This is a genomic window from Streptosporangium carneum (genome assembly GCF_027922005.1).
GTDB lineage: Bacteria > Actinomycetota > Actinomycetes > Streptosporangiales > Streptosporangiaceae > Streptosporangium > Streptosporangium carneum.
In genome coordinates, this window is sequence record NZ_BSEV01000014.1 from 12,850 (window position 1) to 33,883 (window position 21,034).

The 21,034-nt window shown below is 68.9% G+C and carries 23 protein-coding genes and 1 tRNA gene; 11 read left to right on the forward strand and 13 right to left on the reverse strand.

Annotation, left to right across the window (positions count from 1 at the left end):
- The first annotated feature begins 1 nt into the window (after position 1).
- Positions 2–214 carry a Mu transposase domain-containing protein gene (locus tag PKF00_RS26495; protein WP_271220351.1) on the forward strand — a complete coding sequence of 71 codons (213 nt, stop codon included), beginning with the start codon at positions 2–4 and terminating at the stop codon, positions 212–214.
- A gap of 64 nt (positions 215–278) precedes the next feature.
- On the opposite strand, the gene PKF00_RS26500 is transcribed toward PKF00_RS26495, so the two are convergent.
- From PKF00_RS26500 to PKF00_RS26510, 3 genes are all read right to left on the reverse strand, one after another.
- On the reverse strand, positions 279–848 hold the full coding sequence (locus PKF00_RS26500) for a DUF3885 domain-containing protein (RefSeq protein WP_271220352.1): 570 nt from the start codon (positions 846–848) through the stop codon (positions 279–281).
- 164 nt (positions 849–1,012) lie between these two features.
- Positions 1,013–1,339, reverse strand: coding sequence for a hypothetical protein (locus PKF00_RS26505; RefSeq protein WP_271220353.1), 327 nt, complete (start codon positions 1,337–1,339; stop codon positions 1,013–1,015).
- A 204-nt stretch (positions 1,340–1,543) separates the two neighbouring features.
- Complete coding sequence (locus PKF00_RS26510) at positions 1,544–2,386, reverse strand: GntR family transcriptional regulator (RefSeq protein WP_271220354.1); 843 nt, start codon at positions 2,384–2,386, stop codon at positions 1,544–1,546.
- Positions 2,387–2,511: 125 nt separating this feature from the next.
- Between PKF00_RS26510 and PKF00_RS26515 the strand changes: the two genes are divergently transcribed.
- The 3 genes from PKF00_RS26515 to PKF00_RS26525 all read left to right on the forward strand — a co-directional run bounded on the left by PKF00_RS26515 (position 2,512) and on the right by PKF00_RS26525 (position 5,387).
- Positions 2,512–4,011 carry a replication initiator gene (locus tag PKF00_RS26515; protein WP_271220355.1) on the forward strand — a complete coding sequence of 500 codons (1,500 nt, stop codon included), beginning with the start codon at positions 2,512–2,514 and terminating at the stop codon, positions 4,009–4,011.
- Entirely contained in the window at positions 4,008–4,214 is a 207-nt protein-coding gene (locus PKF00_RS26520) for a helix-turn-helix domain-containing protein (RefSeq protein ID WP_271220356.1), read from the forward strand. The genes PKF00_RS26515 and PKF00_RS26520 overlap by 4 nt, the downstream gene beginning before the upstream one ends.
- Before the next feature lie 945 nt (positions 4,215–5,159).
- On the forward strand, positions 5,160–5,387 hold the full coding sequence (locus PKF00_RS26525) for a site-specific integrase (RefSeq protein WP_271220505.1): 228 nt from the start codon (positions 5,160–5,162) through the stop codon (positions 5,385–5,387).
- A gap of 44 nt (positions 5,388–5,431) precedes the next feature.
- Here PKF00_RS26525 and PKF00_RS26530 read toward each other — a convergent pair.
- The 6 genes from PKF00_RS26530 to PKF00_RS26555 form a co-directional block, all read right to left on the reverse strand.
- Positions 5,432–5,506 (reverse strand) — tRNA-Val (locus PKF00_RS26530).
- 32 nt (positions 5,507–5,538) lie between these two features.
- Positions 5,539–6,486 (reverse strand): ROK family protein, encoded by a 948-nt coding sequence (locus PKF00_RS26535; RefSeq protein WP_271220357.1) that lies wholly within the window; start codon positions 6,484–6,486, stop codon positions 5,539–5,541.
- A 111-nt stretch (positions 6,487–6,597) separates the two neighbouring features.
- The gene (locus PKF00_RS26540; RefSeq protein WP_271220358.1) at positions 6,598–6,921 is read right to left on the reverse strand and encodes a hypothetical protein; all 324 of its coding nucleotides are present in this window, start codon (positions 6,919–6,921) and stop codon (positions 6,598–6,600) included.
- A gap of 58 nt (positions 6,922–6,979) precedes the next feature.
- Entirely contained in the window at positions 6,980–7,438 is a 459-nt protein-coding gene (locus PKF00_RS26545) for a peroxiredoxin (protein ID WP_271220359.1), read from the reverse strand.
- 84 nt (positions 7,439–7,522) lie between these two features.
- Positions 7,523–7,951 (reverse strand): DUF3052 domain-containing protein, encoded by a 429-nt coding sequence (locus PKF00_RS26550; RefSeq protein WP_271220360.1) that lies wholly within the window; start codon positions 7,949–7,951, stop codon positions 7,523–7,525.
- A gap of 123 nt (positions 7,952–8,074) precedes the next feature.
- Positions 8,075–8,482 carry a secondary thiamine-phosphate synthase enzyme YjbQ gene (locus PKF00_RS26555; protein WP_271220361.1) on the reverse strand — a complete coding sequence of 136 codons (408 nt, stop codon included), beginning with the start codon at positions 8,480–8,482 and terminating at the stop codon, positions 8,075–8,077.
- A gap of 405 nt (positions 8,483–8,887) precedes the next feature.
- Between PKF00_RS26555 and aceE the strand changes: the two genes are divergently transcribed.
- Positions 8,888–11,635 (forward strand): pyruvate dehydrogenase (acetyl-transferring), homodimeric type, encoded by a 2,748-nt coding sequence (gene aceE, locus PKF00_RS26560; protein WP_344929901.1) that lies wholly within the window; start codon positions 8,888–8,890, stop codon positions 11,633–11,635.
- A 96-nt stretch (positions 11,636–11,731) separates the two neighbouring features.
- Positions 11,732–13,318: an alpha/beta hydrolase gene (locus PKF00_RS26565; RefSeq protein WP_271220362.1), complete on the forward strand. Its 1,587-nt coding sequence runs from the start codon at positions 11,732–11,734 to the stop codon at positions 13,316–13,318.
- Between the two features lie 12 nt (positions 13,319–13,330).
- On the opposite strand, the gene PKF00_RS26570 is transcribed toward PKF00_RS26565, so the two are convergent.
- Positions 13,331–15,166, reverse strand: coding sequence for a serine/threonine-protein kinase (locus tag PKF00_RS26570; protein ID WP_271220363.1), 1,836 nt, complete (start codon positions 15,164–15,166; stop codon positions 13,331–13,333).
- A gap of 222 nt (positions 15,167–15,388) precedes the next feature.
- On the opposite strand from PKF00_RS26570, the gene PKF00_RS26575 reads away from it, so the two are divergent.
- Entirely contained in the window at positions 15,389–15,697 is a 309-nt protein-coding gene (locus PKF00_RS26575; RefSeq protein WP_271220364.1) for an ArsR/SmtB family transcription factor, read from the forward strand.
- Positions 15,698–15,763: 66 nt separating this feature from the next.
- On the opposite strand, the gene PKF00_RS26580 is transcribed toward PKF00_RS26575, so the two are convergent.
- Positions 15,764–17,020 (reverse strand): amidohydrolase family protein, encoded by a 1,257-nt coding sequence (locus PKF00_RS26580; RefSeq protein WP_271220507.1) that lies wholly within the window; start codon positions 17,018–17,020, stop codon positions 15,764–15,766.
- An 82-nt stretch (positions 17,021–17,102) separates the two neighbouring features.
- Between PKF00_RS26580 and PKF00_RS26585 the strand changes: the two genes are divergently transcribed.
- Positions 17,103–17,636 (forward strand): MarR family winged helix-turn-helix transcriptional regulator, encoded by a 534-nt coding sequence (locus tag PKF00_RS26585; RefSeq protein WP_271220365.1) that lies wholly within the window; start codon positions 17,103–17,105, stop codon positions 17,634–17,636.
- Positions 17,637–17,675: 39 nt separating this feature from the next.
- On the opposite strand, the gene PKF00_RS26590 is transcribed toward PKF00_RS26585, so the two are convergent.
- Positions 17,676–18,053, reverse strand: a complete 378-nt coding sequence (locus PKF00_RS26590) for a VOC family protein (protein ID WP_271220366.1) — start codon at positions 18,051–18,053, stop codon at positions 17,676–17,678.
- 76 nt (positions 18,054–18,129) lie between these two features.
- Positions 18,130–18,831: a helix-turn-helix transcriptional regulator gene (locus PKF00_RS26595; RefSeq protein ID WP_271220367.1), complete on the reverse strand. Its 702-nt coding sequence runs from the start codon at positions 18,829–18,831 to the stop codon at positions 18,130–18,132.
- A 115-nt stretch (positions 18,832–18,946) separates the two neighbouring features.
- Between PKF00_RS26595 and PKF00_RS26600 the strand changes: the two genes are divergently transcribed.
- From PKF00_RS26600 to PKF00_RS26610, 3 genes are read left to right on the forward strand one after another with little or no spacing between them, the layout of a single operon-like run.
- Positions 18,947–19,372, forward strand: a complete 426-nt coding sequence (locus PKF00_RS26600; RefSeq protein WP_271220368.1) for a hypothetical protein — start codon at positions 18,947–18,949, stop codon at positions 19,370–19,372.
- Between the two features lie 10 nt (positions 19,373–19,382).
- Entirely contained in the window at positions 19,383–20,543 is a 1,161-nt protein-coding gene (locus tag PKF00_RS26605; RefSeq protein WP_271220369.1) for a glutathionylspermidine synthase family protein, read from the forward strand.
- 20 nt (positions 20,544–20,563) lie between these two features.
- Positions 20,564–21,034: a DUF350 domain-containing protein gene (locus tag PKF00_RS26610; RefSeq protein WP_271220370.1), complete on the forward strand. Its 471-nt coding sequence runs from the start codon at positions 20,564–20,566 to the stop codon at positions 21,032–21,034.

Genomic DNA, 21,034 nt, shown 5'->3' on the forward strand with positions numbered 1-21,034 from the left:
GGTGCGGGTGCAGCGGCGGGTCGGCAGCCGCGGCTGGATCGCCGTCGCCGGGCAGCGTATCGGCGTCGGCATCGGTCATGCCGGAGCGACCGTGACCGTCGAGGAGGCCGACGGGACCTTCCTCATCACTTGCACCGGTCAGGTCGTCGCCGAGGTCGCCCGCACCACCGGCAAGCCGATCGCCCGGTTCAAGGTCCGCAAGCCCCAGCACTGACCGGAAGTCACCCCCGGGCGCGCCGAGATGCCTGCGGAACCGTGAACGCGACCGCAGTGCGCTGCTACAGCCCGGCGGGGTGCGCCGACAGCCAGTCCGTGTGGCGGTCCTTCAGGACGTCACGCTCGTGGGCGGTGGGGGCAATGACGTCGGCTCCACCGTCGTAGGGGTGGTAGAGCCATCGGAGATCCAAAGGAGCGATGATCGCGTAGCTGATCTCGTCATCGGCCACGGCCCGCAGCAGTGGATCCAAGATCCGCCGGTCATGCGAGGTCGTGCTGACATGGAGCCTCAGCGGGATCACGAAGAACGAACGGTCATCGGGCTCGATCGTCAACCATGGAACGGCACCCGGATGACGCGGATCGGGTGAGACCCTCCCCCGCGCGTCCTCGAAGTATCCGGCGATCACATAGAGGCCCTCCTCCGACCCGAGCTCGGCGAGCACCCGGTGATGACGATCCAGGATGATCTCGTACTCGTCTTCGGTCTCGGCATACCGCTTGGACTCGGGAAGACTGTGGAAACGGACCCAGCGGTCGGCGTGCCGGTCGCGCAGTTCATAGGCGATCGGGCTTCCGCCCCACCGCGTTCGCCACGCAGCGGTGAGCGACTCCACCTCGTCGTCCGTCACGATCATCCCCATCTGAAAAGCAGCGGTGGCCGACCGTATTCTCAACCGCAGAAGAACGATAGATCATCTAGCCGGAGTGTCACCCGCCTCCTGCCAGATTTGTCGCGGAGGTCCTGAGCCCTGACACAGGGCCGACGATCGGCAAAGGCGTATCCGATGCCGTGTCAAACGTCTGGAAGGTCTTCTCCGGGAGGAATGACCTTGTCGGCGAGTTCAGCGGTGTCGACCAGCCCTGTCTCGTCCACCGTGATGGGTGTGGCCCGGCCGTTGGAGGTGATCAGCCAGTCCAGGACGGGCTCGGTCAGGGGAGCGCCGCCTTCGTCGTTCCAGTGAACATGCCATCCTCCGCCGGGTAGTGCGGAGACAACCCGGTTGGCCTGCTCTAGATGGGAGAAGTCCGAGTAGTCGGTGACAGGGCGTAGGACACCTCGTTGGGGGTTGACCACCAGCGCGGTTCCGGTCTTGGGATCCCATGCCTCGACGTCGCGCATTCGCCCGATCTCGGTGTCAGTCCCTGTGAAAACCGCTGTCCAGCCGGTCGCGTTGAAATATCGCATGCAGATCATCTTTGCTGGGCGGCATCTGTTTCGGGACTCGATATGGCGAGGGAACAGCCCCCGTTCCGAAGATCGGAAACGGGGCGTTCTGGCTGGTGGGCACTACTGGGTTCAACCAGTAAAGAAACTCTGAGCCCGTCATATACGGAGTGCTGAGAGCCCTCTGGGTTCAGCTGAGTTGTAATCACTGACGGCTGCGGTCTCGAATCGATCCCCGGGAGCCTCGATTTCGGTGAATTCCAGTGGTCGGCCGTGTTGGCTGAGCATGACCCTCCGGACGATCAACAGCGGTGTGCCGATCGGTTCCATGCCGAGGTCTTCATAGGTTTCGCCGTAGGGCATCTGGGTGTGCACGGAGGTGGTCCAGCGCAGGGGGCCGTGTTCACGTTCCAGGTGGGCGTAGTAGTTCTCAGGCTCGACATGGGGTTCGATCTCCCGATCTGCCCCTTCTCCGGTGACGGTGGCAACGAGCTCGGCCAGGACGTACGAGCACAGATGGATGCGGGCGCGGGTCTTGGTGTGCTGCCAATAGGCGTAGCGGTAGGCGACCATGCGTCCTCGCCGTACGGCCAAGACGTCAGCTCTGTCGCCTTCGGCGGTCATGAACAGGGCCGAATTGGGAATGACGCCATTCTGTGCGCGCTCGGCTTCGCTGGGGACGGTGATGTGTTCCCAGTGCTGCTTGGCGGGGTCGTAGGCCGGGCTGAGCAGGTCCTCGTGCTCCGGCCATCCTGTCAGGATCATGCGGCGGTCGGGGGCCGGACGGACGAAGGTGCCCCGGCCGTGGGCGACGGTGAGCAGTCCTTCCCCGGCGAGCTGGGCGATGGCCTTGCGGATGGTGGGGCGCGAGGTGGCGTACTCAGCCGCGAGGAACGCTTCTCCCGGAAGTGCCTGGCCTGGTTGGTAGTGGTCCTGCAACACGTCGGAGCGTAAGAGGTCGGCGATGATTCGCCAGCGGGCGGCGCCCTTGTCATCGGTCATGCCGAGTTCTCCTTCTTCCACGTTTGTTCTTTACAAGAGGTAGCACGTGTTGTCTACCATGTCCACATGGGCCAAGACGTAGCACGTGTTGTAGTACCTGTCGGGAGCGAGCGAAGGAGGGCGTCATGAACCACAAGGAGGAACCGCAGCACCGCATCACCGACCAGCAGCCGGAATGGCTGGTCGATCTCACACGGGTGATCAACGATCCGGGCTACGGCCGGTGGCGCTCCATGGTCACCGCGACCGGTGGGTGTGCTCATCCGGTGCACCTGGCGGGCGAATCGCTGATCGTCAACGCGACCAGCGGTGAGGTGCTGCACGGCTACCGCACGACGGATGAGCCGTCCGGGCATCTACTGGTGGCCTGTGGCAACCGGCGGGCCTCGGTGTGCCCGGCCTGCTCGGAGGTCTACCGGGCCGATACCTTCCAGCTCATCCGAGCGGGCCTGTCCGGCGGTAAGGGCGTTCCGCAGGAGGTGAGCGCCCATCCTCGGGCGTTCGTCACCCTGACCGCTCCCTCGTTCGGGCCGGTGCACACGCGGCGGGAGAAGAACGGGACGGTACGGGCCTGCCGTCCCCGGAATCACGACAAGGTCTGTGAGCACGGGCGTCCGGTCGGCTGCCATGCTCGCCACGAGCTGGGAGACAAACGGCTCGGGCAACCCATCTGCGGTGACTGTTACGACTACGTGGGCGCGGTGCTCTGGCAGGCTCACGCGGGCGCCCTGTGGCACCGCTTCACCTTGGAGGTGCGGCGCCCCCTGGCCAGTGAGGCGGGGCTGAGCCGCCGGGAGTTCGCCAAGCGGGTCCGGGTGTCGTTCGCCAAGGTCGCCGAGTACCAGCGGCGGGGCCTGGTCCACTTCCACGCCGTCGTCAGGCTCGACGGTCCGGGCGGCGGGAGTGAGATCCCTCCGGACTGGGCTGATCACGACCTGCTCAGCCGGGCGATCCCTCCGGCGGTCCGGCGGGTCACGGTCGCCTCTCCCCCGAGTGATCTCGGCCGGTGGGATCTGGCGTGGGGTGATCAGCTCGACATCCGGCCCATCCTGCTCGACCAAAGTGCCAACGGGTTGAGCGAGCGGGCGGTGGCCGGTTACATCGCCAAGTACGCGACGAAGGGTGCCGAAGCCTCCGGTACGGTCGATCACCGGCTGTCGTGTCCGGCCTGCGGCGGCCGGGGGCGGTTGAGCCTGATGGCGTCCTGCGGGCGCTGCCACGGAACGGGCTTGAAGCCGGGGCTGCACCTGGACGCGCTCCCGGTCACCGAGCACGCGCGACGGATGATCCGTACCTGCTGGGAGCTGGGTGCGCGCTCGGAGTACAGGGCTCTTCGTCTCCGGCCTTGGGCGCACATGCTGGGGTTTCGGGGCCACTTCTCCACGAAGTCCCGCCGCTACTCCACCACCCTGGGCGATCTCCGGCAGGTGCGCGCGACACACCGGGCCACCGAAGCACGCGAACGGCACGGCCTTCCTCCGCTCGGCGACGAGACGACCCTCATTCTCGGTCACTGGCGGTTCGCCGGGTCGGGTTACTCCCCCGGCGAGGTGATCAAGGCCGAGCACATCCGCCAGAAGGTCGCCACCGCTCGGAAGATCGCCACCGAGCGGGAGGACGGATGACAGCACCCGGACCGCCCGGCGAACGGCGGCTCTACCGCATATGCGACGCCATGCACCTGCTCAGCATGAGCCGCAGCGTGATCTACGAGCAGATCAGGGCGGGCCGTCTGCGCTCCGTCACCCAGGGCCGTACCCGGCTGATCCCGGCCTCGGCCATCTCCGACTACGTCGCACTACTCGAACGGGAAACAAGGGCATCATGACCGCACGACGCAGCAGGGGTGACGGTGGCCTGCACTGGGACGAGGCTCGGGAGCGCTGGATCGCCTCGGTGACGGTCGGCTACACCCCGGCGGGCAAGCGCATCGTGAAGAAGGCCAGCGGCAGGACCAAGACGGAGGCGAAGGACAAGCTCAAGGAGATCATCAGGGACTACGACGACGGGCTGGCCATCGCACCGGCCAACTACACCGTCACCGATGCCGTGAGGTACTGGCTCCAGCACGGTCTGGCCGGACGGTCGGCCACCACGGTGACGATGTACACCACGTTCGCCGACAAGCACGTGATCCCGACGCTGGGTGCCCGCAAGCTGCGTGACCTATCGGTGGAGGACGTCGACCGGTGGCTGGCGGGCAAGAGGAGTGAGCTGAGCACGCGGTCCCTCAAGCTGATCCACGGCATCCTCAACCGGTCGGTGAGGAGCGCCATGCGTCGCGACAAGGTGAAGCGGAACGTCGTGGACCTCTGCGAGATCCCCGAGGGACGTGAGGGCCGTACCTCCAAGGCACTCACGCTCGCACAGGCCAGCGCCATCGTCGCCCTGGCGGAGAGAGCCAACGCGCGGATGCGGGCGTACATCGTGCTCTCGCTGCTGATCGGTGCCCGTACCGAGGAGTTGCGCGCGCTCCTGTGGTCGCATGTCGTCGCGTTCGACGGGGAGCGCGGGGCGTGGTCTCCGGTGGCCGATGCGGGGTGGGAGCACGAGGAGTTCGCGATCTACGTCTGGCGGTCGGTGCGGCAGAAGGGAGACACCAAGACCGTCAAGTCGCGCCGTTCCCTCAAGCTCCCCCGGCGGTGCGTCGAGGCGCTGCGAATGCTCCGGGAGGAACAGGAGAAGGCGGGCGGGAGGCTCGCCGACACGGAGGGTCTCGGTCTTCCCCACCTCGAAGGGAACCCCCATGAGTGCGAGCAATGTCCGGCGGGAGATGCGGAAGATCATCGAGAAGGCGGGGCTTCGGGGCACCGACTGGACTCCCCGCGAGATGCGGCACAGCTTCGTCTCGCTGCCGTCGGACTCGGGCGTCCCCATCGAGGACATCTCACGCCGCGCCGGGCACCGGAACACGGTGCTCACGGAGACCGTCTACAGGAAGCAGATCCGCCCCGTGCTCATGCAGGGCGCTGAGGCGATGGATGAGATCTTCAAGAGTTAGTCACCCACACCCCGTTCCGCAGATCAGGAACGGGGTGTTCTGGCTGGTGGGCACTACTGGGTTCGAACCAGTGACATCTCGCTTGTAAGGCGAGCGCTCTACCGCTGAGCTAAGCGCCCCTGTCATCCCGTCGTACAGACGAGATAACACCTTACGCCACCGGAGGGGACTTCAGCACATCAAGCGACCATGTGCTTCCCGCGTCCGGGTGCCCGGCGGCGCGCCAGCCCAGGAGGGCGGCGCCGAGCATGCCCGCGTTCACGCCCAGGGCGGCGGGGCGGATCGGGGGGGCCTCGCGGAAGGTCAGGCGTTTCTGGAGGCGTTCGGCCAGGGGGTCGGACAGCAGGTGGCCCGCCTCCGACAGGCCGCCGCCCAGGACGATCGCGGCGGGGTCCAGCAGGAGCGTGTAGGTGGCCAGGGCGAGGGAGAGCGCCTCGACGGCGTCGTTCCAGACTCCGGTGGCCACGGGGTCGCCGGCGGCGGTCAGCGCGGCCACCTGCTCGGCCGTGGCGGGCGAGGAGGCCCTGGCGGAGTAGCGGCGGCTCACGGCTGAGGCGGAGGCGTAGGTCTCGAGACAGCCGATCTGGCCGCAGGCGCACGGCTCGCCGTCGGGGAAGACCGGGATGTGGCCGATCTCGCCGCCCCAGCCCGCGCTTCCGCCGTACGGCTCGCCGTGCACGACCACGGCGCCCGCGATGCCGGTTCCGATGGGCAGGAACAGGAATTCGGAGATCTCGCGGCCCGCGCCGAGAACGCTCTCCGCGAGACCTCCGGTGCGCACGTCGTGTCCGAGCATGACCGGAACGTCCAGCGGGACGAGGTCCTCGGCGGGGACGTTGCGCCAGCCGATGTTGGCGGAGTAGAGCGCCGCCTCCGGCGTGACCAGTCCCGGAACGGCGAGGCCGACTCCGGCGGGGAGGCCGCCGCCCGCGGCGGCGAGGTCGTCGATGAAGGAGCGGATCGCCTGGACGACGGCCGCCGGTCCCCTCTCACGGGGAGTGTCACGGCGTCTGGTGAGAGCGATCTCTCCCGAGCGGGTGACGAGGCCTCCCTTCATGGCCGTGCCGCCGACGTCAAGGGCCACAACGAAGGAGCTCATGCACGCATCCAGCAGTTCGAAGGGAGGGGTCCGAGCCTGACCATAATGCATGGCGATAACACCACATCACCACAGATGCCCATAAATGCGCTTAAAGCAGATTTATGAGCACTAATGGACTCGGCCCAGGACTCGGTTCAACGCCGCCTCGACCTCGTCGGACAGCTCCTTCGACAGGCCGGGCGCGCCGGCCGCACACGCCCTCTCGTCCGCCCTGGCGGGGCGCACCGATCCACAGGAACGGCACTCGACCTCGCCGAGCCTGCAGATGAGCGACACGGAGCCGCACGAGGAGCACGTGTCGAGATCGAGGTCGTGCGTGCGCTGACAGTCCGGGCAGACGAGCACCTGGGTCTCCCCGCGCACCCCGCGCTTCCACGGGCTGGCGCCGCGGATCGGGTCGGTCTGCCTGGCCCCGCAGGAGAAGCAGGGCATGATCGCCTCCGGAGGTCGCGGCCCGCGAACGCCTCGTCGACGCCCGCGGGCCCACCGCTTAGGAAAGTTCGGCGAGCACCTTGAGGTACTCGGCGATGTCGCGCGCCTGAGGAATCGGGTTCACGACGCTCCAGCGGACCACGCCCTCGCCGTCGATGACGAAGGTGCCACGCGTCGCGACGCCCTTTGCCTCATCGAACACACCGTACGCCCGGGCGACCTGCCCGTGCGGCCAGAAGTCGGACAGGAGCGGGAAGGTGTAGCCCTCCTGGTCGGCCCAGGCGCGGTGGGTGAACATGGAGTCGACCGAGACAGTGATCACCTGGACGTCGTCGGGCGCCTTGGCGACGAACTCGTCGCGGATGGCACAGAGTTCGCCGTGGCAGACGCTGCTGAACGCGAGAGGGTAGAAGATCAGCACAATTTTTTTGCCCCGATGGTCCGAAAGCTTGACCGGGGTGCCGTGCTGGTCCTTCAGTTCGAAGTCCGGAGCCGCGAGGCCCACCTCTACCGTCATGTCCAAAGGTCCTTTCATGGGATGACCTGCAAGGTCATCATCCTGCCGTACGGCTCGCCCGAGCCGTACGGCAGGGCGGAACCTTTACCGGCGCGCCCTGGGCGTGACCAGCCTCGTGCCCGACCAGTCGGGGGCAGCGCTGATGCTGCTCGTCTGCGAGAGACCCGCCGTCGTGGCGTCCTCCCCGATGTCACTGGGCTCCACGTGCCCCTCGCGGCCTGCCTTCGGAGTGAGCAGCCAGATCTGGCCGCCGTCACTCAGATTGGTCACCACACCGCTCAGGGCGTCGAACAGATCACCGTCACCGTCGCGCCACCACAGCAGCACGACGTCGACGACGTCCTCGAAGTCCTCATCGACCAGTTCGTTGCCGGTCAGCTCCTCGATGGAGTCGCGCAGATCGTCGTCGGCGTCCTCGTCCCAGCCGACCTCCTGCACCACCTGACCCGGCTTGAGGCCGAGTCGTTCGGCCAGGCCGCGTTCGCCCTGCGCCTGACCCGCGGTCGCGCTCACGTTTGTCCCTCCTGCTTGGATGGCACCGCAGCTACACGGTGCTCAAAGTGCTTCGGCACAGTCCACACGCTGTGACCCTCGGTCGTCAACGGTCGCCACGGCAACGACTGGGCTACGTATGAATTAGTCCGACAAAAATGACAAACGGACCTGGCGTTCCCGATTGTCGACGTTGAGATCCACCACGGCGATGGACTGCCAGGTGCCCAGTGCGAGCCGCCCGGCGAGGACCGGGACGGTGGCGTACGGTGGAACGAGGGCCGGCATGACATGCGACCGTCCATGCCCTCTGGATCCGTGCGCATGCCTCCACCTCTCGTCGGCGGGAAGCAGGTCTCCCAGCGCCGCGATCAGGTCGTCGTCGCTGCCCGAGCCGAGCTCGATCAGCGCGATCCCCGCGGTCGCGTGCGGCACGAAGACGTGCAGCAGCCCGTCGCCTCCACACGACCGGGCGAAGCTCTCGCACTCGGAGGTGATGTCGTGCACCCGCTCACGGGAGCCCGTCACCACCTCGATCATCTGAGATCTCACATACCGATCCTACGATCCACGCTGAGCTGGGACGACGATCGAGGGCCGCGGACCCGCCCCGCCGACACGCCGGCCGCGCCGTACGGGCACGCGGGAACGGTCCCGGCGCCGCGTCGCCTTCTCACCGCCAGGGGCCGTTACCCCGCCGGCGCCCGCTTTCCCATTCCTCGAAAGACACCGCGGAGCGCTCTGGTTCACTCCGCCCCGAACCTCCTGAAAGACCCGAAGCCCATGTACCCTTTGGGGACAATTCGTCCTACCATCGGTGGTCTAGGCCACTTATGCACCCCTGCCAGCAGGGACTTCCTGGTTACCGGTCAGTAGAGATGCACTTTCCGGGGTAAGCGACCAGGATGGAAGACGACCTACACCAGACAAAAGTCCATCCTCGGAAGGCGAGACCCAGTGGCTTCCGGACGCCAGCGTTTCTCGGTCATCAGCGACGGCCTACCCAGCCAGCTCCCTGATGTCGACCCCAGCGAGACCCAGGAGTGGCTCGAGTCGCTCGACAACGTCATCAAGACGGAAGGTCGCACTCGGGCCCGTTATCTGATGCTTCGCCTACTGGAGCGGGCCCGCGAACACCAGGTCGGCGTTCCCGGCCTGCGCAGCACCGACTACATCAACACCATTCCCCCGGAACGGGAGCCGTGGTTCCCCGGCGACGAGTACGTCGAGCGACGGATCCGCGCGTACACCCGGTGGAACGCGGCCGTCATGGTGACGCGCGCCAACGCCCGCACCAACGTCGGCGGGCACATCGCCACCTACGCCTCGGCCGCGTCGCTCTACGAGGTGGGCTTCAACCACTTCTTCCGCGGCAAGGACCACGGCGAGTCCGGCGACCAGGTCTTCATCCAGGGCCACGCGGCGCCGGGCATCTACGCCCGCGCGTTCCTCGAGGGCCGCCTCAACGAGGCGCAGCTCGACGCCTTCCGGCAGGAGCTGTCGCACGGTTTCAAGGGCCTGCCCTCCTACCCGCACCCGCGCCTGATGCCGGACTTCTGGGAGTTCCCCACGGTGTCCATGGGGCTCGGGCCGATCGGCGCGATCTACCAGGCCCGGTTCAACCGCTACCTGCTGAACCGGAAGATCAAGGACACCAGCCGCAGCCACGTGTGGTGCTACCTCGGCGACGGCGAGATGGACGAGCCCGAGTCGCTCGGCGCGATCGGCCTGGCCGCCCGTGAGGAGCTGGACAACCTCACCTTCGTCATCAACTGCAACCTGCAGCGTCTCGACGGCCCCGTACGCGGCAACGGCAAGATCATTCAGGAGCTCGAGTCCTACTTCAGGGGCGCGGGCTGGAATGTCATCAAGGTCGTGTGGGGCCGCGACTGGGACCCGCTGCTGGCCGCCGACGTCGACGGCGTCCTGGTCAACAAGATGAACACCGTCCCCGACGGCCAGTTCCAGACCTACTCCGTCGAGAGCGGCGAGTACATCCGCGAGGACTTCTTCGGCGGCGACCCGCGCCTGCGCAAGATGGTCGAGCACCTTTCGGACGAGGACATCCGCAAGCTGTCGCGCGGCGGTCACGACTACCGCAAGGTCTACGCGGCCTACAAGGCGGCGCGCGAGCACGTCGGCCAGCCGACGGTCATCCTCGCCCAGACCATCAAGGGCTGGACCCTGGGCAAGGACTTCGAGGCGCGCAACGCGACGCACCAGATGAAGAAGATGTCCAAGGCCGACCTCAAGGAGTTCCGCGACCGGCTGTACCTCCCGATCCCGGACTCCGCGCTCGAGGGCGACCTGCCGCCCTACTTCCACCCGGGCGAGAACGACCCCGAGATCCAGTACATGAAGGAGCGCCGCGCGGCCCTGGGCGGTTTCCTGCCCAAGCGCGTGGTCCGCGCCAAGCCGATCACCCTGCCGGGCGACGCGGCCTACGCCCAGCTCAAGAAGGGCTCCGGCAAGCAGAACGTCGCCACGACCATGGCGTTCGTCCGGCTGCTCAAGGACCTCATGCGCGACAAGGAGATCGGCCACAGGTTCGTGCCGGTCATCCCGGACGAGGCGCGCACCTTCGGTCTCGACGCGATCTTCCCGACCGCCAAGATCTACTCGCCGCACGGCCAGACCTACGACGCCGTCGACCGCGAGCTGCTGCTGTCCTACAAGGAGTCGACCGAGGGTCAGATCCTGCACGAGGGCATCAGCGAGTCGGGCTCGATGGCCTCGACGATCGCCGTCGGCACGTCGTACGCCACGCACGGCGAGCACATGATCCCGGTCTACATCTTCTACTCGATGTTCGGCTGGCAGCGCACCGCCGACCAGATGTGGCAGCTCGCCGACCAGATGGGCCGGGGTTTCCTGCTGGGCGCCACCGCGGGCCGCACCACCCTGAACGGCGAGGGCCTGCAGCACGAGGACGGCCACACCCCGCTGACCGCCTCGACGAACCCGGCGGCGGTGTCCTACGACCCGTCGTGGGCCTTCGAGCTGGCGCACATCGTCAAGGACGGCCTGCGGAGGATGTACGGCGAGCAGCCGGAGAACGTCTTCTACTACCTGACCGTCTACAACGAGCCGTACGCCCAGCCCGCCGAGCCCGCGGACCTGGACGTGCAGGGCCTGCTCAAGGGCCTGTACCGCTTCGCCCCCGCTCCCGCGGTCGCCGGCCCCAGGGCCAACATCCTGGCCTCGGGCGTGGCCGGTCCCTGGGCCGTGGAGGCCCAGCGGATGCTGGCCGAGGAGTGGGGCGTCGCGGCCGAGGTCTGGTCGGCCACCTCCTGGACGGAGCTGCGCCGGGAGGCGCTGGCCGTCGAGGAGCACAACCTGCTCAACCCCGACTCCGAGCAGCGGGTGCCGTACGTCACCCGGGCGCTGTCGGCGGCCCAGGGGCCGTTCGTGGGCGTCAGCGACTACATGCGCGCGGTGCAGGACCAGATCGCCCAGTGGGTTCCGGGTGAGTGGACCTCGCTCGGCACCGACGGCTTCGGCCTGTCGGACACCCGTTCCGCGCTTCGCCGCCACTTCCACGTGGACGCGGCCTCGATCACGCTGGCCGTGCTCACCCAGCTGGTCAGGCGCGGCGAGCTCGACGGGCGGGTGCTGAAGGAGGCCATCGCCAAGTACCACCTGAAGAACGGCGTCACCGAGGCCGGTGGCGTCGAGAGCAACGACACGCAGTCCATGGGACTGTGAGGTGATCACTGCCGGGCGGGTCCTTCTATGGAAGGCCTCGCCCGGTTAGTGTGGAATCGCTTCCCCCGGCGAAGAATTCGATTCGAGGGGGGCTTCATGCGAAGAATCCTGGCGGCCGTCACCGCGACGACGGTCCTTTCCACCGCTCTGGCCGCCTGCGGCAGCAGCAACGGACCCGGCGGGTACGGTGCCGTGGCTGACATCTCCGAGCCGAGTCCCCCGCCGACCCCGGCCACGCCGTCGAGCGTCGGCACGGCTCCGGGCACGGCCTCGCCCGGCCAGATCGCCTGGGGTCCGTGCACGGACATCAAACGCCCCGACGGGGCGACCCCTCGCCCCGACCCGAGGTTCCAGTGCGGGAGGCTCAGAGTCCCGCTCGACTACAACAGGCCGAACGGCGACACGCTGGACATGGCGGTGATCCGGATCCAGGCCACCGAGCCCGGCAGGCGGCTCGGCTCCCTGGTGTTCAACTTCGGCGGCCCCGGCGCGTCGGGCGTCGACACCATGGCCCAGTCCTACAAGATCTTCTCCAGTCTGAACACCCGGTACGACCTGGTCAGCTTCGACCCGCCCGGGGTCGAGCGCACCGCGGGCGTCAGGTGCGGCACGGACAGGGAGATGGACCGGTTCCTCTCCATGGACACCCAGGCCACCAACGCGGCCGAGCGGGCCGAGCAGGAAAAGACGATCAAGAACTTCGTCGAGGCCTGCAAGCGCACCTCGGGCAAGGTCCTGCCCTACGTCGGCACGGTCAACGCCGCCCGCGACATGGACCGGCTCCGCCAGGCGCTGGGCGACAAACAGCTCAACTACTTCGGCATCTCGTACGGCACACAGCTCGGCGCCGTGTACGCGACCCAGTTCCCCAAGAAGGTGCACCGCTTCGCGCTGGACGGCCCGCTGGACCCGAGCGTCACGTTGGAGCAGCGTTCGCTGGCCCAGACGACCGCGTTCCAGAAGTCCTACGACGCCTTCCTGCAGGACTGCATCAAGGGGCCCGGCGAGTGCGAGGTGGGCGCCGACGCGTCCGTCGCGAACAAGAACGTCGAGACCTTCCTCAACGATCTCAGGATCAACCCGCTGCCGGTCGGCGACCGCAAGCTGACCCAGGGGCTGGCCGTGACCGGCGTCACCGCCGCGCTGTACTCGGACCTGACCTGGCCGCTGCTCGAGCAGGGGCTGAGCCGGGGCTTCAAGGGCGACGGCCGGATCCTGCTGTACCTGGCGGACGCCTACAACGCGCGCATGCCCGACGGGTCGTACGCGACCATCATGAGCAGCTTCCCGGCCATCACCTGCGTGGACACCTCGGAGCGGCCGAGCCGCAAGGAGCTGGCGAAGACCGAGGAGGCCTCCAAGAAGATCTCCCCGCTGTTCGGCGGCTCGGGGATGGGCGCCATCTGCTCGATGTGGCCGGTGCCCGGCAGCGACGAGGCCAGGAAGATAGACGCGACGGGCTCGGCCCCGATCCTGGTCATCGGGGGCACGGGCGACCCCGCCACGCCGTACGAGTGGGCGCCGAGGCTGACCGAACAGCTCAGAACAGGCGTGCTGGTCACCTACAAGGGTGAGGGCCACGGGGCCTACCTGTCCGGCGACTCGTGCGTCAAGAAGCTCACCGACGGCTACCTGCTCGACGGCAAGGTGCCGGCGAACGGCGCCGTCTGCCCGTCGTCGTGAGCGGCTCGCGCGCTACCCGCAGTCTTCCAGGCGGGGCCGCCCGGTCTGGTGGCGGAAGGCGACCCCGCCGAAGTGGGCGTCGAGCAGCCGTTTCACGGTCTTGTCCGCGTACATGGACCTGATGGCCTCGTTGACCGCCCTGCAGGCCACGGGGTCGCCCTTCCTGAGCGCCACGCCGTACCGCTCCGAGGTGAGTTGGAGCCCGGCGACCCTGAGTCCGGCCCCGCGCAGGCGGGCGCCGAACCCGGCGATCAGGAGGTCGTCGCCGGTCAGGGCGTCGGCGCTGCCCTCGGCCACCCTCGAGGCGCAGATCGAGGTGTCCTTCGCCTCGAGGGGGGTGAAGTCGATGCCCCTGTCGCGGATCATCGCGACGGTGAGCTGGCCCGACGTGAAGCAGATCGTCCTGCCGCGCAGGTCCTTCAGCTTCGAGATGCCCGAGCTCGCCCTGACGAGCACGTCGCGGTGGGCCACGTAGTACGGCCCGGCGAAGGCGACCCGCCCACGGTCCGCGGTGTCGATCGAGAGGTTGGCGATCACCAGGTCGACCCTGCCCCGCGCGACGTCCGCCTCCCGGTCGTCGTAGCCGACCTCCACGAACCTGATCGCGTTCTGCCTGGCCCCCAGGGACTTCGCGACGTACTTGGCGACGTCGATCTCGAACCCGCGGGGCGGGTCGCCGAGAGAGACCCGGGGCAGCCCCTTGCGGTAGCCGATCCTGAGCACGCGCCCGGCCTTGATCCGGTCGAGCAGGGGCGAGCCCGTGGAGACCGTCGGGGTGGGGCTCGGCGTGGGAGTGGGCGTGGCGGCCGCCGTCGAGGGGAGCCCGGCGCCGCCGCTCGGCGTCAGGCCGAACTGAAGGACCACGAAGGCGGCGGCGGCAGCGCCGAGGAGCGCGAGCCCGCCGGTCACGGCCCTGCGGCGGCTGGCGGGCGTGCCCCCGCTCGCTCGCCCGTCCGCGTCCCTGTCGGGCCGGGTCAGGTCGACTGTTGCGGCCTGAACGCCTTCGGCCAGCACCTCCTCCGAGGCCTCGGCCTCGTCGGCGGGATGGCCGAGCAGGCGTCTGAGCACCTCGTCCGCGGTGGGCCTGCGAGCCTGGTCCTTGTTCAGGCACAGCCCGACGATCTCGCGCAGGCCTTCGGGGAGCGTGCTCAGGTCGGCTTCGTGGTTGATGACGCGGTTGAGCGTCGCCACGATCGTGTCCCCGCCGAAGGGGGCCTTCCCCGTCGCACTGAAGATCATGGTCGAGCCCCAGGCGAACACGTCCGCGGGCAGGCCGACGCTGTCGTCGGCGATCTGCTCGGGAGCCATGTAGGCGGGGGTGCCGACCGCGCGGGTGGTGATCGTCCCGCTCTCGTCGATGATCTTGGCGATGCCGAAGTCGACGACGCGGGGACCGTCCGCGTCGAGCAGGACGTTGTCCGGCTTGAAGTCCCGGTGCGCGATCCCCGCGTGGTGGATCGCCGTCAGCGCGGTGATCGTGCCGATCGCCAGCCGTTCGAGCTCCTCCCCGGCCAGCGGCCCCTCGCGCTCGACGACGGCGCGCAGCGACGGCCCGTCGATCAGCTCGCTCGCGATGTACGGCGTCTCGCCGTCGAGGTCGGCGGCGAGCACCCTGGCCGTGCAGAAGGCCGCGACCCTGCGGGCCGCGGCGAGCTCGCGCGCGAAGCGGGAACGCGCCTGGACCTCCCCGGTGAAGCGCACGTGCAGCAGCTTGATGGCCGCGCGTTCACCGCTCTCGGACTCGCCGAGGTAGACGACTCCCTGCCCGCCCTCCCCCAGCCTGCCTCTGAGCGTGTAGTCCCCCAACTGCGGCGGATCTCCCGGCCGCAGCGGTCTGATCTCCGGCATCGCCGACCCCTCGTGTACAGCCCCCTTGCGGAGATTACACATCCGACCAGTGGAGATCACCCCTTTTCCCAGAACCGCCGATCTGTTGTGACAAAGCGGTTCCCGGGCCCCGCCCGTCCTCGCCTCCCACCGCCGGAGGCCCCGGGACCGGCAGAAGGTTTGACAGTCTGCAAACTGTCAAACAGCACGTTAGGATGGCCTCGTGAAAGTGCGGGTGAACTGATGCGTGAACCCTGGCATCCCGCGGCGGATGACATCAAGCTGGCCGAGATCATGCACGCGCTGGCGGACCCGGTGCGGCTGGAGATCGTGGCCAGGCTCGCCGAGAGCGACGGCGAGAGCTGCGCGGACATAGGCAGCGGCATCGACGTGCACAAGTCCACGATGTCGCACCACTACAGGGTCCTCCGCGAGGCCGGGGTCACGCTGACCGCCCTGGAGGGAAGGTCACGGCTGGTCAGGCTGCGCCGCGACGACCTGGACGCCCGTTTCCCCGGACTGCTCGACTCCGTGCTGAACGCGCTGCGCTGAGGGGCCGGCGGCGCCCCGCGCCGGCCGTCCCGCGCGGGCGTCCGGGGGCGTGAGGACGCGCGCCGGTCACGACCCGACCGGGGCCGGGGTTCCCGCGGCCTCGGCGAGCCGTTCCGCGGAACGGGAGACGAGGTCGAGGGCCCGGCACGCGTCCGCGTGGACCAGGCGGCCCCTCCGTTTCACGACACGGCCCCCGACGATCACGGTGTCCACGTTGGCCGGGCCCGCCGCGGTCACCACGGCGCCGACCGGGTCGTGCACCGGCGCCAGGCCGAGGTCGCCCGAACGGAGCATGACGAGGTCGGCCTGCCTGCCCGGCCGCAGCGACCCGATCCGGTCGTCCATGCCGAGGACGGCCGCCCCCTCGACGGTGGCCATCCGCAGCACCTCCGCCGCGGTGAGCTCCCCGCCCCGGCTCCGCTCCGCGGCGAACGCGGCGCGCATGACGGCGAACATGTCGCCGGGCGCGGCGGTCACCGTGTCGACGCCGAGCCCCGTCGTGATCCCGAACCGGCGGAACCTGCCGGTCTCCGGATGGCCGTGCCCCATCTGGCACTCGACGGCCGGGGCGACGGAGGCGACGCCGCCGCTGTCGGCGACGAGCCTCATCGCCTCGTCGGTGAAGCCGTTGCCGTGCACGAACATCACGTCGGGCCCGAGGAGGCCGCCGCGGTGCAGCCACTCGACGGTCCCGGTCCCCGTCGCGTGCACGCTGATCTGGAGCCCGAGCTCCCGGGCCAGCAGCCAGTCGGCCTCGGCCGCCTCGGCGGGCCCGTAGACGGGCCCGAGCGCCGCCAGGGCCGGGGTCACGAGACGGGGCAGGCCGAGCGAGGCGACCCGCCGCACCTCGCTCTCCCCGCGGGAGGCGTCGCCCGCAGGGGCGTAGCCGAAGACGGCGCGGACGCCCGAGTCGCCCAGGGCTTCGATCGCCGCGTCGGTGTGGTCCGGGGTGAGCTGGATGTGCGACCAGTCGTAGACGGTGGTGATCCCGGCGTCGAGCGCCTCGATCGCGCCCCACAGGTTGGCCGCGTAGACGTCCTCCGCCCTGAAGGCGGGGGCGAACCCGCCCAGAACGAGGTCGAGGTAGCCCCCCAGGGTCGCGTCCGCCGCGACGGACCGCAGGACGCTCTGCCAGAGGTGCCGGTGCGTGTCCACGAAGCCCGGCAGCACGATCAGCCCGGTCGCGTCGACGACCTCGTCGGCCTCGGCGGCCAGCTCCCGCCCCACGGCGGCGATGACCCCGTCCTCGACGAGGACATCCGCTCCCGGCAGGACACGCGGCCCGGGATCGGTGTCGATCACGGTGCCGCCGGTGACGAGCATGCGCACGGAAAATCTCCCTGTCTCAAAAGCAACTAAGAAAGCTTTCTTAAAAGCTATCAAGGGTGAGGGCTATCCTCAATCCATGGCACGGGAGGACACGGCGGGACGGGACCGCGTCGACGAGATGATGGAGGGCTGGCGGGCGGAGATGCCCGAGGCCGCCACCGTCCAGCTGGAGATCATCAAGCGTGCCGGACGGCTGAAGGCCCTCGTCGAGGAGGTCACGCAGTCCGTGCTCGGCGAGTACGGACTGACCTACGCCGAGTTCGACGTCCTGGCGACGTTGCGCAGGGCCGGGGCCCCCTACCGTCTCAAGCCGAGCCAGCTCGCCTCCCGCTCCTCGCTCACCACGGGAGGGACGAGCAACATCCTGCAGCGGCTCACCACCGCCGGACTCGTCGAGCGCGAACCCGACCCCGCCGACGGCCGCAGCTCCTGGGTGTGCCTGACGCAGCCGGGCGCCCGGCGGGCCGAGGAGCTCGCCGTGGCCACGACCGAGGCGCACGGGCGACTGCTCGCGAACGTGCCGGAGGGCACCGCGCGCGCCCTGGCCGACCTGCTGCGGGAGGTGCTGCTCACGCTCGGGGACCGGGCGGGCGGCCCCCGGCGCAGCTGACCCGCCGGGCCCCCGCTCAGCCGTGCGCCGCCGTCCGCTTCACCTCTCGCTCCGCGGGGCGAAGACGCCGAACAGGTTTCCCGAGATGTCGCGGATGTAGCCGAAGTCCGGGCCCGTGGGGTTGTCCAGCAGCTTGAACACGACCTCCCCGCCCGCGCGCTCCGCCCGCTCGCAGGTGGCCGCCACGTCGGCGACGGCGACGGTGAAGACGGCGTGGCCGGGGAAGGCGCCACCGGTCGCGAACAGGCCGCCCCTGAAGCCCTCAGCCCCCGGGTAGCCGATGAGCCGGTAGTCGGTGCCGCCCTTCGCCGACTCCGCGTCGGCGGCGAACGACCAGCCGAACAGCTCGCCGTAGAACTTCTCCGCTCCCTGCGGGTCGTCGGTGGCGACCTCGAACCAGGCGACGGTGTTGAGCATCTGATCTCTCCTCGTGGAGGTTTTCTCGAACACCTCCACGATGGACCGGCTCGGCGACAGCCCTATGTCGGTGTTCTCATCCGAGATCGACATTCCACAGGATCACGTCGGAGACGTCCGGGGAGAAGCGGTCAGGCGAATGCTCGGGCGAGGTCTCGTCCGTCTCCTCCGCCCTGCGGATGCGGTCGAGCCTGAAGAGCCGGGCGTCCTGCCTGAGCCTGCACATGCCCACGAGGTACCAGTGGCCGCCGCGACCGCCGACGAAGACCGTCGGCTCGACCTCGCGGACGGTCGTGCGCCCCTTGGAGTCCTCGTACTCGATCCGCAGCACACGCCGGCGCAGCAGAGCCTGCTCGATCACCTTCGAGGCCCGGGGGTACGGCTCGGCCTCGGCGACCAGGTGGATCCGCGCGGCGAGGTCCCTGGCCTTCGCCTCCTCCGGCGACGGCATCGCGGCCACCAGCTTGCGCAGCGCGCTGCGGGCGTGCGAGGCGAGGGGGCTGTCCTCGGCGCGGCCGAGCGCGACGGCGACCGCGACCGCCTCGGCCGGGGTGAAGTTGAGCGGAGGAAGCGACATGCTCTTGTCGAGGACGTAACCGCCACGCCTGCCGGGCTCGGCGTAGATCGGCACCCCGGACTGCTGGAGCGCGGCGATGTCGCGCTCGACGGTGCGCGTGCTCACCTCGAACCTCGCGGCGAGCTCCCTGGCTGGACGGGCCCTGGGCGAGACCGCGCGAAGCTCCTCGACCAGAGCGTAAAGCCGATCGGTACGGTTCACACTTGTGACGTTACGCGCCGATACCGACAGTCTCGAGGCGTGGCCGCCCCGGAGAAGCAGTTGAACAGACAAAACAGCATCGATACCCTGTGGCGACACATCTCATTGGAGCCCGATGGCCGCAAGTCCGAAACACCCACTGGCTGCTGGACAGACCCTCCCCCGCAAGCCCTCCGACAAGCCTTCGGGTCCAAAGGCGTCGACGGTCATCACCCTCACCGGGATCGGCGTCGTCTCGGTGCTCCTCATCGGCTACTGCTCGGCGCAGGACGACTACGAGGAGGTCGGGGCCGACTGCGTCGACCTCAACAGCTACCAGCCTGACGGCTCGTACACGGTCGTCGACGACGATTACTGCGACGACTCCCCGAGCTACCACGGCTCCAACGGCGCCTACCGCTGGTACTACGGCGGCACGCGGTCGGGCAGCAGGATCGGGCAGGGCACCACGGTGCGGCCCTCCGACGTCCAGATCGTGACCCGCCAGGGCACGGTGATCCAGCGAGGCGGCTTCGGAAGCCGCTGGGGCGGCGGGAGCTGACCCCCGGCACATGAGACGCGAGACCTCACTCCCCCGCCCTGGCTGGGAGAGCATCATCGAGGGCCAGGGCCTGGCCTACCACCGCACCGCGCACCCCGAAGGCCTCAAGCGCCCCTACTGGGACGAGAGCGTGCAGTACGTCTTCTCCATGGACGAGGTGCTCCGCCTCGAGGAACAGGTGGAGGAGCTGCACCGGATGTGCCTGAGCGCCGTCGAGCACGTCGTCGAGCACGACCGCTACGCCGACTTCGCGGTGCCCGCGTGGGCGGCGCGGGAGATCGCCGCGTCCTGGCGGCGGGGCGACCCCCACCTGTTCGGCCGATTCGACCTCCGCTACGACGGGACAGGCCCGGCCAAACTGCTGGAGTACAACGCCGACACCCCGACCAGCCTGCTGGAGAGCTCGGTCGTGCAGTGGTTCTGGCTGAGGGACCGCCACCCCGACGACGACCAGTGGAACTCCATCCACGAGAGGCTGATCGACCGGTGGCGGCAGATGGCGGACCGCCTGCCGACCGGGCCCGCGCACTTCGCCTGGACCAGGATGGACGAGACCGGCGAGGAGGCGATGACGCTCGCCTACCTCCAGGAGACCGCCGAGCAGGCCGGGCTGAACACGGTCGCCGTGGCCATGGAGGACATCGGCTGGGACGGCCTCAACCTGCGCTTCGTCGACACCGAACGCCGGGTGATCCGCTCACTGTGCAAGCTGTACCCCTGGGAGTGGGCGATCGCCGACCCGTTCGGCGCGCACGCGGTGCGCCAGCAGATCTCCTCCACCTGGATCGAGCCGCTGTGGAAGATGCTGCTGTCCAACAAGGCGCTGCTCGCGCTGCTCTGGGAGCTGTACCCCGGCCATCCGAACCTGCTGCCCGCCTACCTCGACGGCCCCCGTGACATGTCCTCCTACATCGTCAAACCGCTGCTCGGCAGGGAGGGCGCGAGCATGCGGATCGTCACCCCCGGCGAACGCGTCGAGACCGAGGGCGGCTACGGCGCCGAAGGTCACGTCTACCAGGAGTTCCTGGCCCTGCCCGTCTTCGACGGCTGGCGGCCCGTGCTCGGCGCGTGGGTCGTCCACGACGAGGCGGCCGGGGTCGGCATCCGCGAGACCTCAGGGTTCATCACCGACGACACGTCGTCCTTCGTCCCGCACCGCATCGAGCTCTGAGCTCCGAAAAGAGAGCAGCCATGACCCCCACTCCCCAGTCGCTCGTGATCGCCGACACGGTCTCACTCGCGGAGACCCTCGGCCGCGGCGCCCTGGCCATCGCCGCGTACGCCGCGCTCGGCGTGATCCTGCTGATCATCGGCTTCTACGTGATCGACCTGGCCATCCCGGGCAAACTCAGCAAGCTGATCAAGGTCGACCGCAACCCGAACGCCACGATGCTCACCGGCTCAGGCCTGGCCGCCGTCGGACTGATCGTCGCGGCCTCCATCTGGTCCTCCGGCGGGGCGCTGCACGAGGGCCTGCTGGCGACCCTCGTCTTCGGCCTGGCCGGCATCGCCGTGCAGACGGTGGCGATGATCGTCTTCGACAGGGTCGCGGGGATCTCGGTCCGCGAGCTGGTCAAGGAGACCGACCTCCAGCCGGGCACGCGGCTGCTGGCGGTCACCCACGTGGTCATCGGCCTGATCACCGCGGTCGCCGTCATCTGA

Bases quoted from the DNA above. Each gene is read 5' to 3' on its own strand.
- PKF00_RS26535 (WP_271220357.1), bottom strand. From the start codon at position 6,486: ATGAGCTCCTTCGTTGTGGCCCTTGACGTCGGCGGCACGGCCATGAAG.
- PKF00_RS26515 (WP_271220355.1), top strand. From the start codon at position 2,512: ATGAACCACAAGGAGGAACCGCAGCACCGCATCACCGACCAGCAGCCG.
- PKF00_RS26580 (WP_271220507.1), bottom strand. From the start codon at position 17,020: ATGCTCGTCACCGGCGGCACCGTGATCGACACCGATCCCGGGCCGCGT.
- PKF00_RS26585 (WP_271220365.1), top strand. From the start codon at position 17,103: ATGGCACGGGAGGACACGGCGGGACGGGACCGCGTCGACGAGATGATG.
- PKF00_RS26570 (WP_271220363.1), bottom strand. From the start codon at position 15,166: ATGCCGGAGATCAGACCGCTGCGGCCGGGAGATCCGCCGCAGTTGGGG.
- PKF00_RS26505 (WP_271220353.1), bottom strand. From the start codon at position 1,339: ATGCGCGACGTCGAGGCATGGGATCCCAAGACCGGAACCGCGCTGGTG.
- PKF00_RS26600 (WP_271220368.1), top strand. From the start codon at position 18,947: ATGGCCGCAAGTCCGAAACACCCACTGGCTGCTGGACAGACCCTCCCC.
- PKF00_RS26520 (WP_271220356.1), top strand. From the start codon at position 4,008: ATGACAGCACCCGGACCGCCCGGCGAACGGCGGCTCTACCGCATATGC.
- PKF00_RS26525 (WP_271220505.1), top strand. From the start codon at position 5,160: ATGCGGAAGATCATCGAGAAGGCGGGGCTTCGGGGCACCGACTGGACT.
- PKF00_RS26565 (WP_271220362.1), top strand. From the start codon at position 11,732: ATGCGAAGAATCCTGGCGGCCGTCACCGCGACGACGGTCCTTTCCACC.
- PKF00_RS26590 (WP_271220366.1), bottom strand. From the start codon at position 18,053: ATGCTCAACACCGTCGCCTGGTTCGAGGTCGCCACCGACGACCCGCAG.
- PKF00_RS26540 (WP_271220358.1), bottom strand. From the start codon at position 6,921: ATGCCCTGCTTCTCCTGCGGGGCCAGGCAGACCGACCCGATCCGCGGC.
- PKF00_RS26605 (WP_271220369.1), top strand. From the start codon at position 19,383: ATGAGACGCGAGACCTCACTCCCCCGCCCTGGCTGGGAGAGCATCATC.
- PKF00_RS26510 (WP_271220354.1), bottom strand. From the start codon at position 2,386: ATGACCGATGACAAGGGCGCCGCCCGCTGGCGAATCATCGCCGACCTC.
- PKF00_RS26545 (WP_271220359.1), bottom strand. From the start codon at position 7,438: ATGACGGTAGAGGTGGGCCTCGCGGCTCCGGACTTCGAACTGAAGGAC.
- PKF00_RS26610 (WP_271220370.1), top strand. From the start codon at position 20,564: ATGACCCCCACTCCCCAGTCGCTCGTGATCGCCGACACGGTCTCACTC.
- PKF00_RS26575 (WP_271220364.1), top strand. From the start codon at position 15,389: ATGCGTGAACCCTGGCATCCCGCGGCGGATGACATCAAGCTGGCCGAG.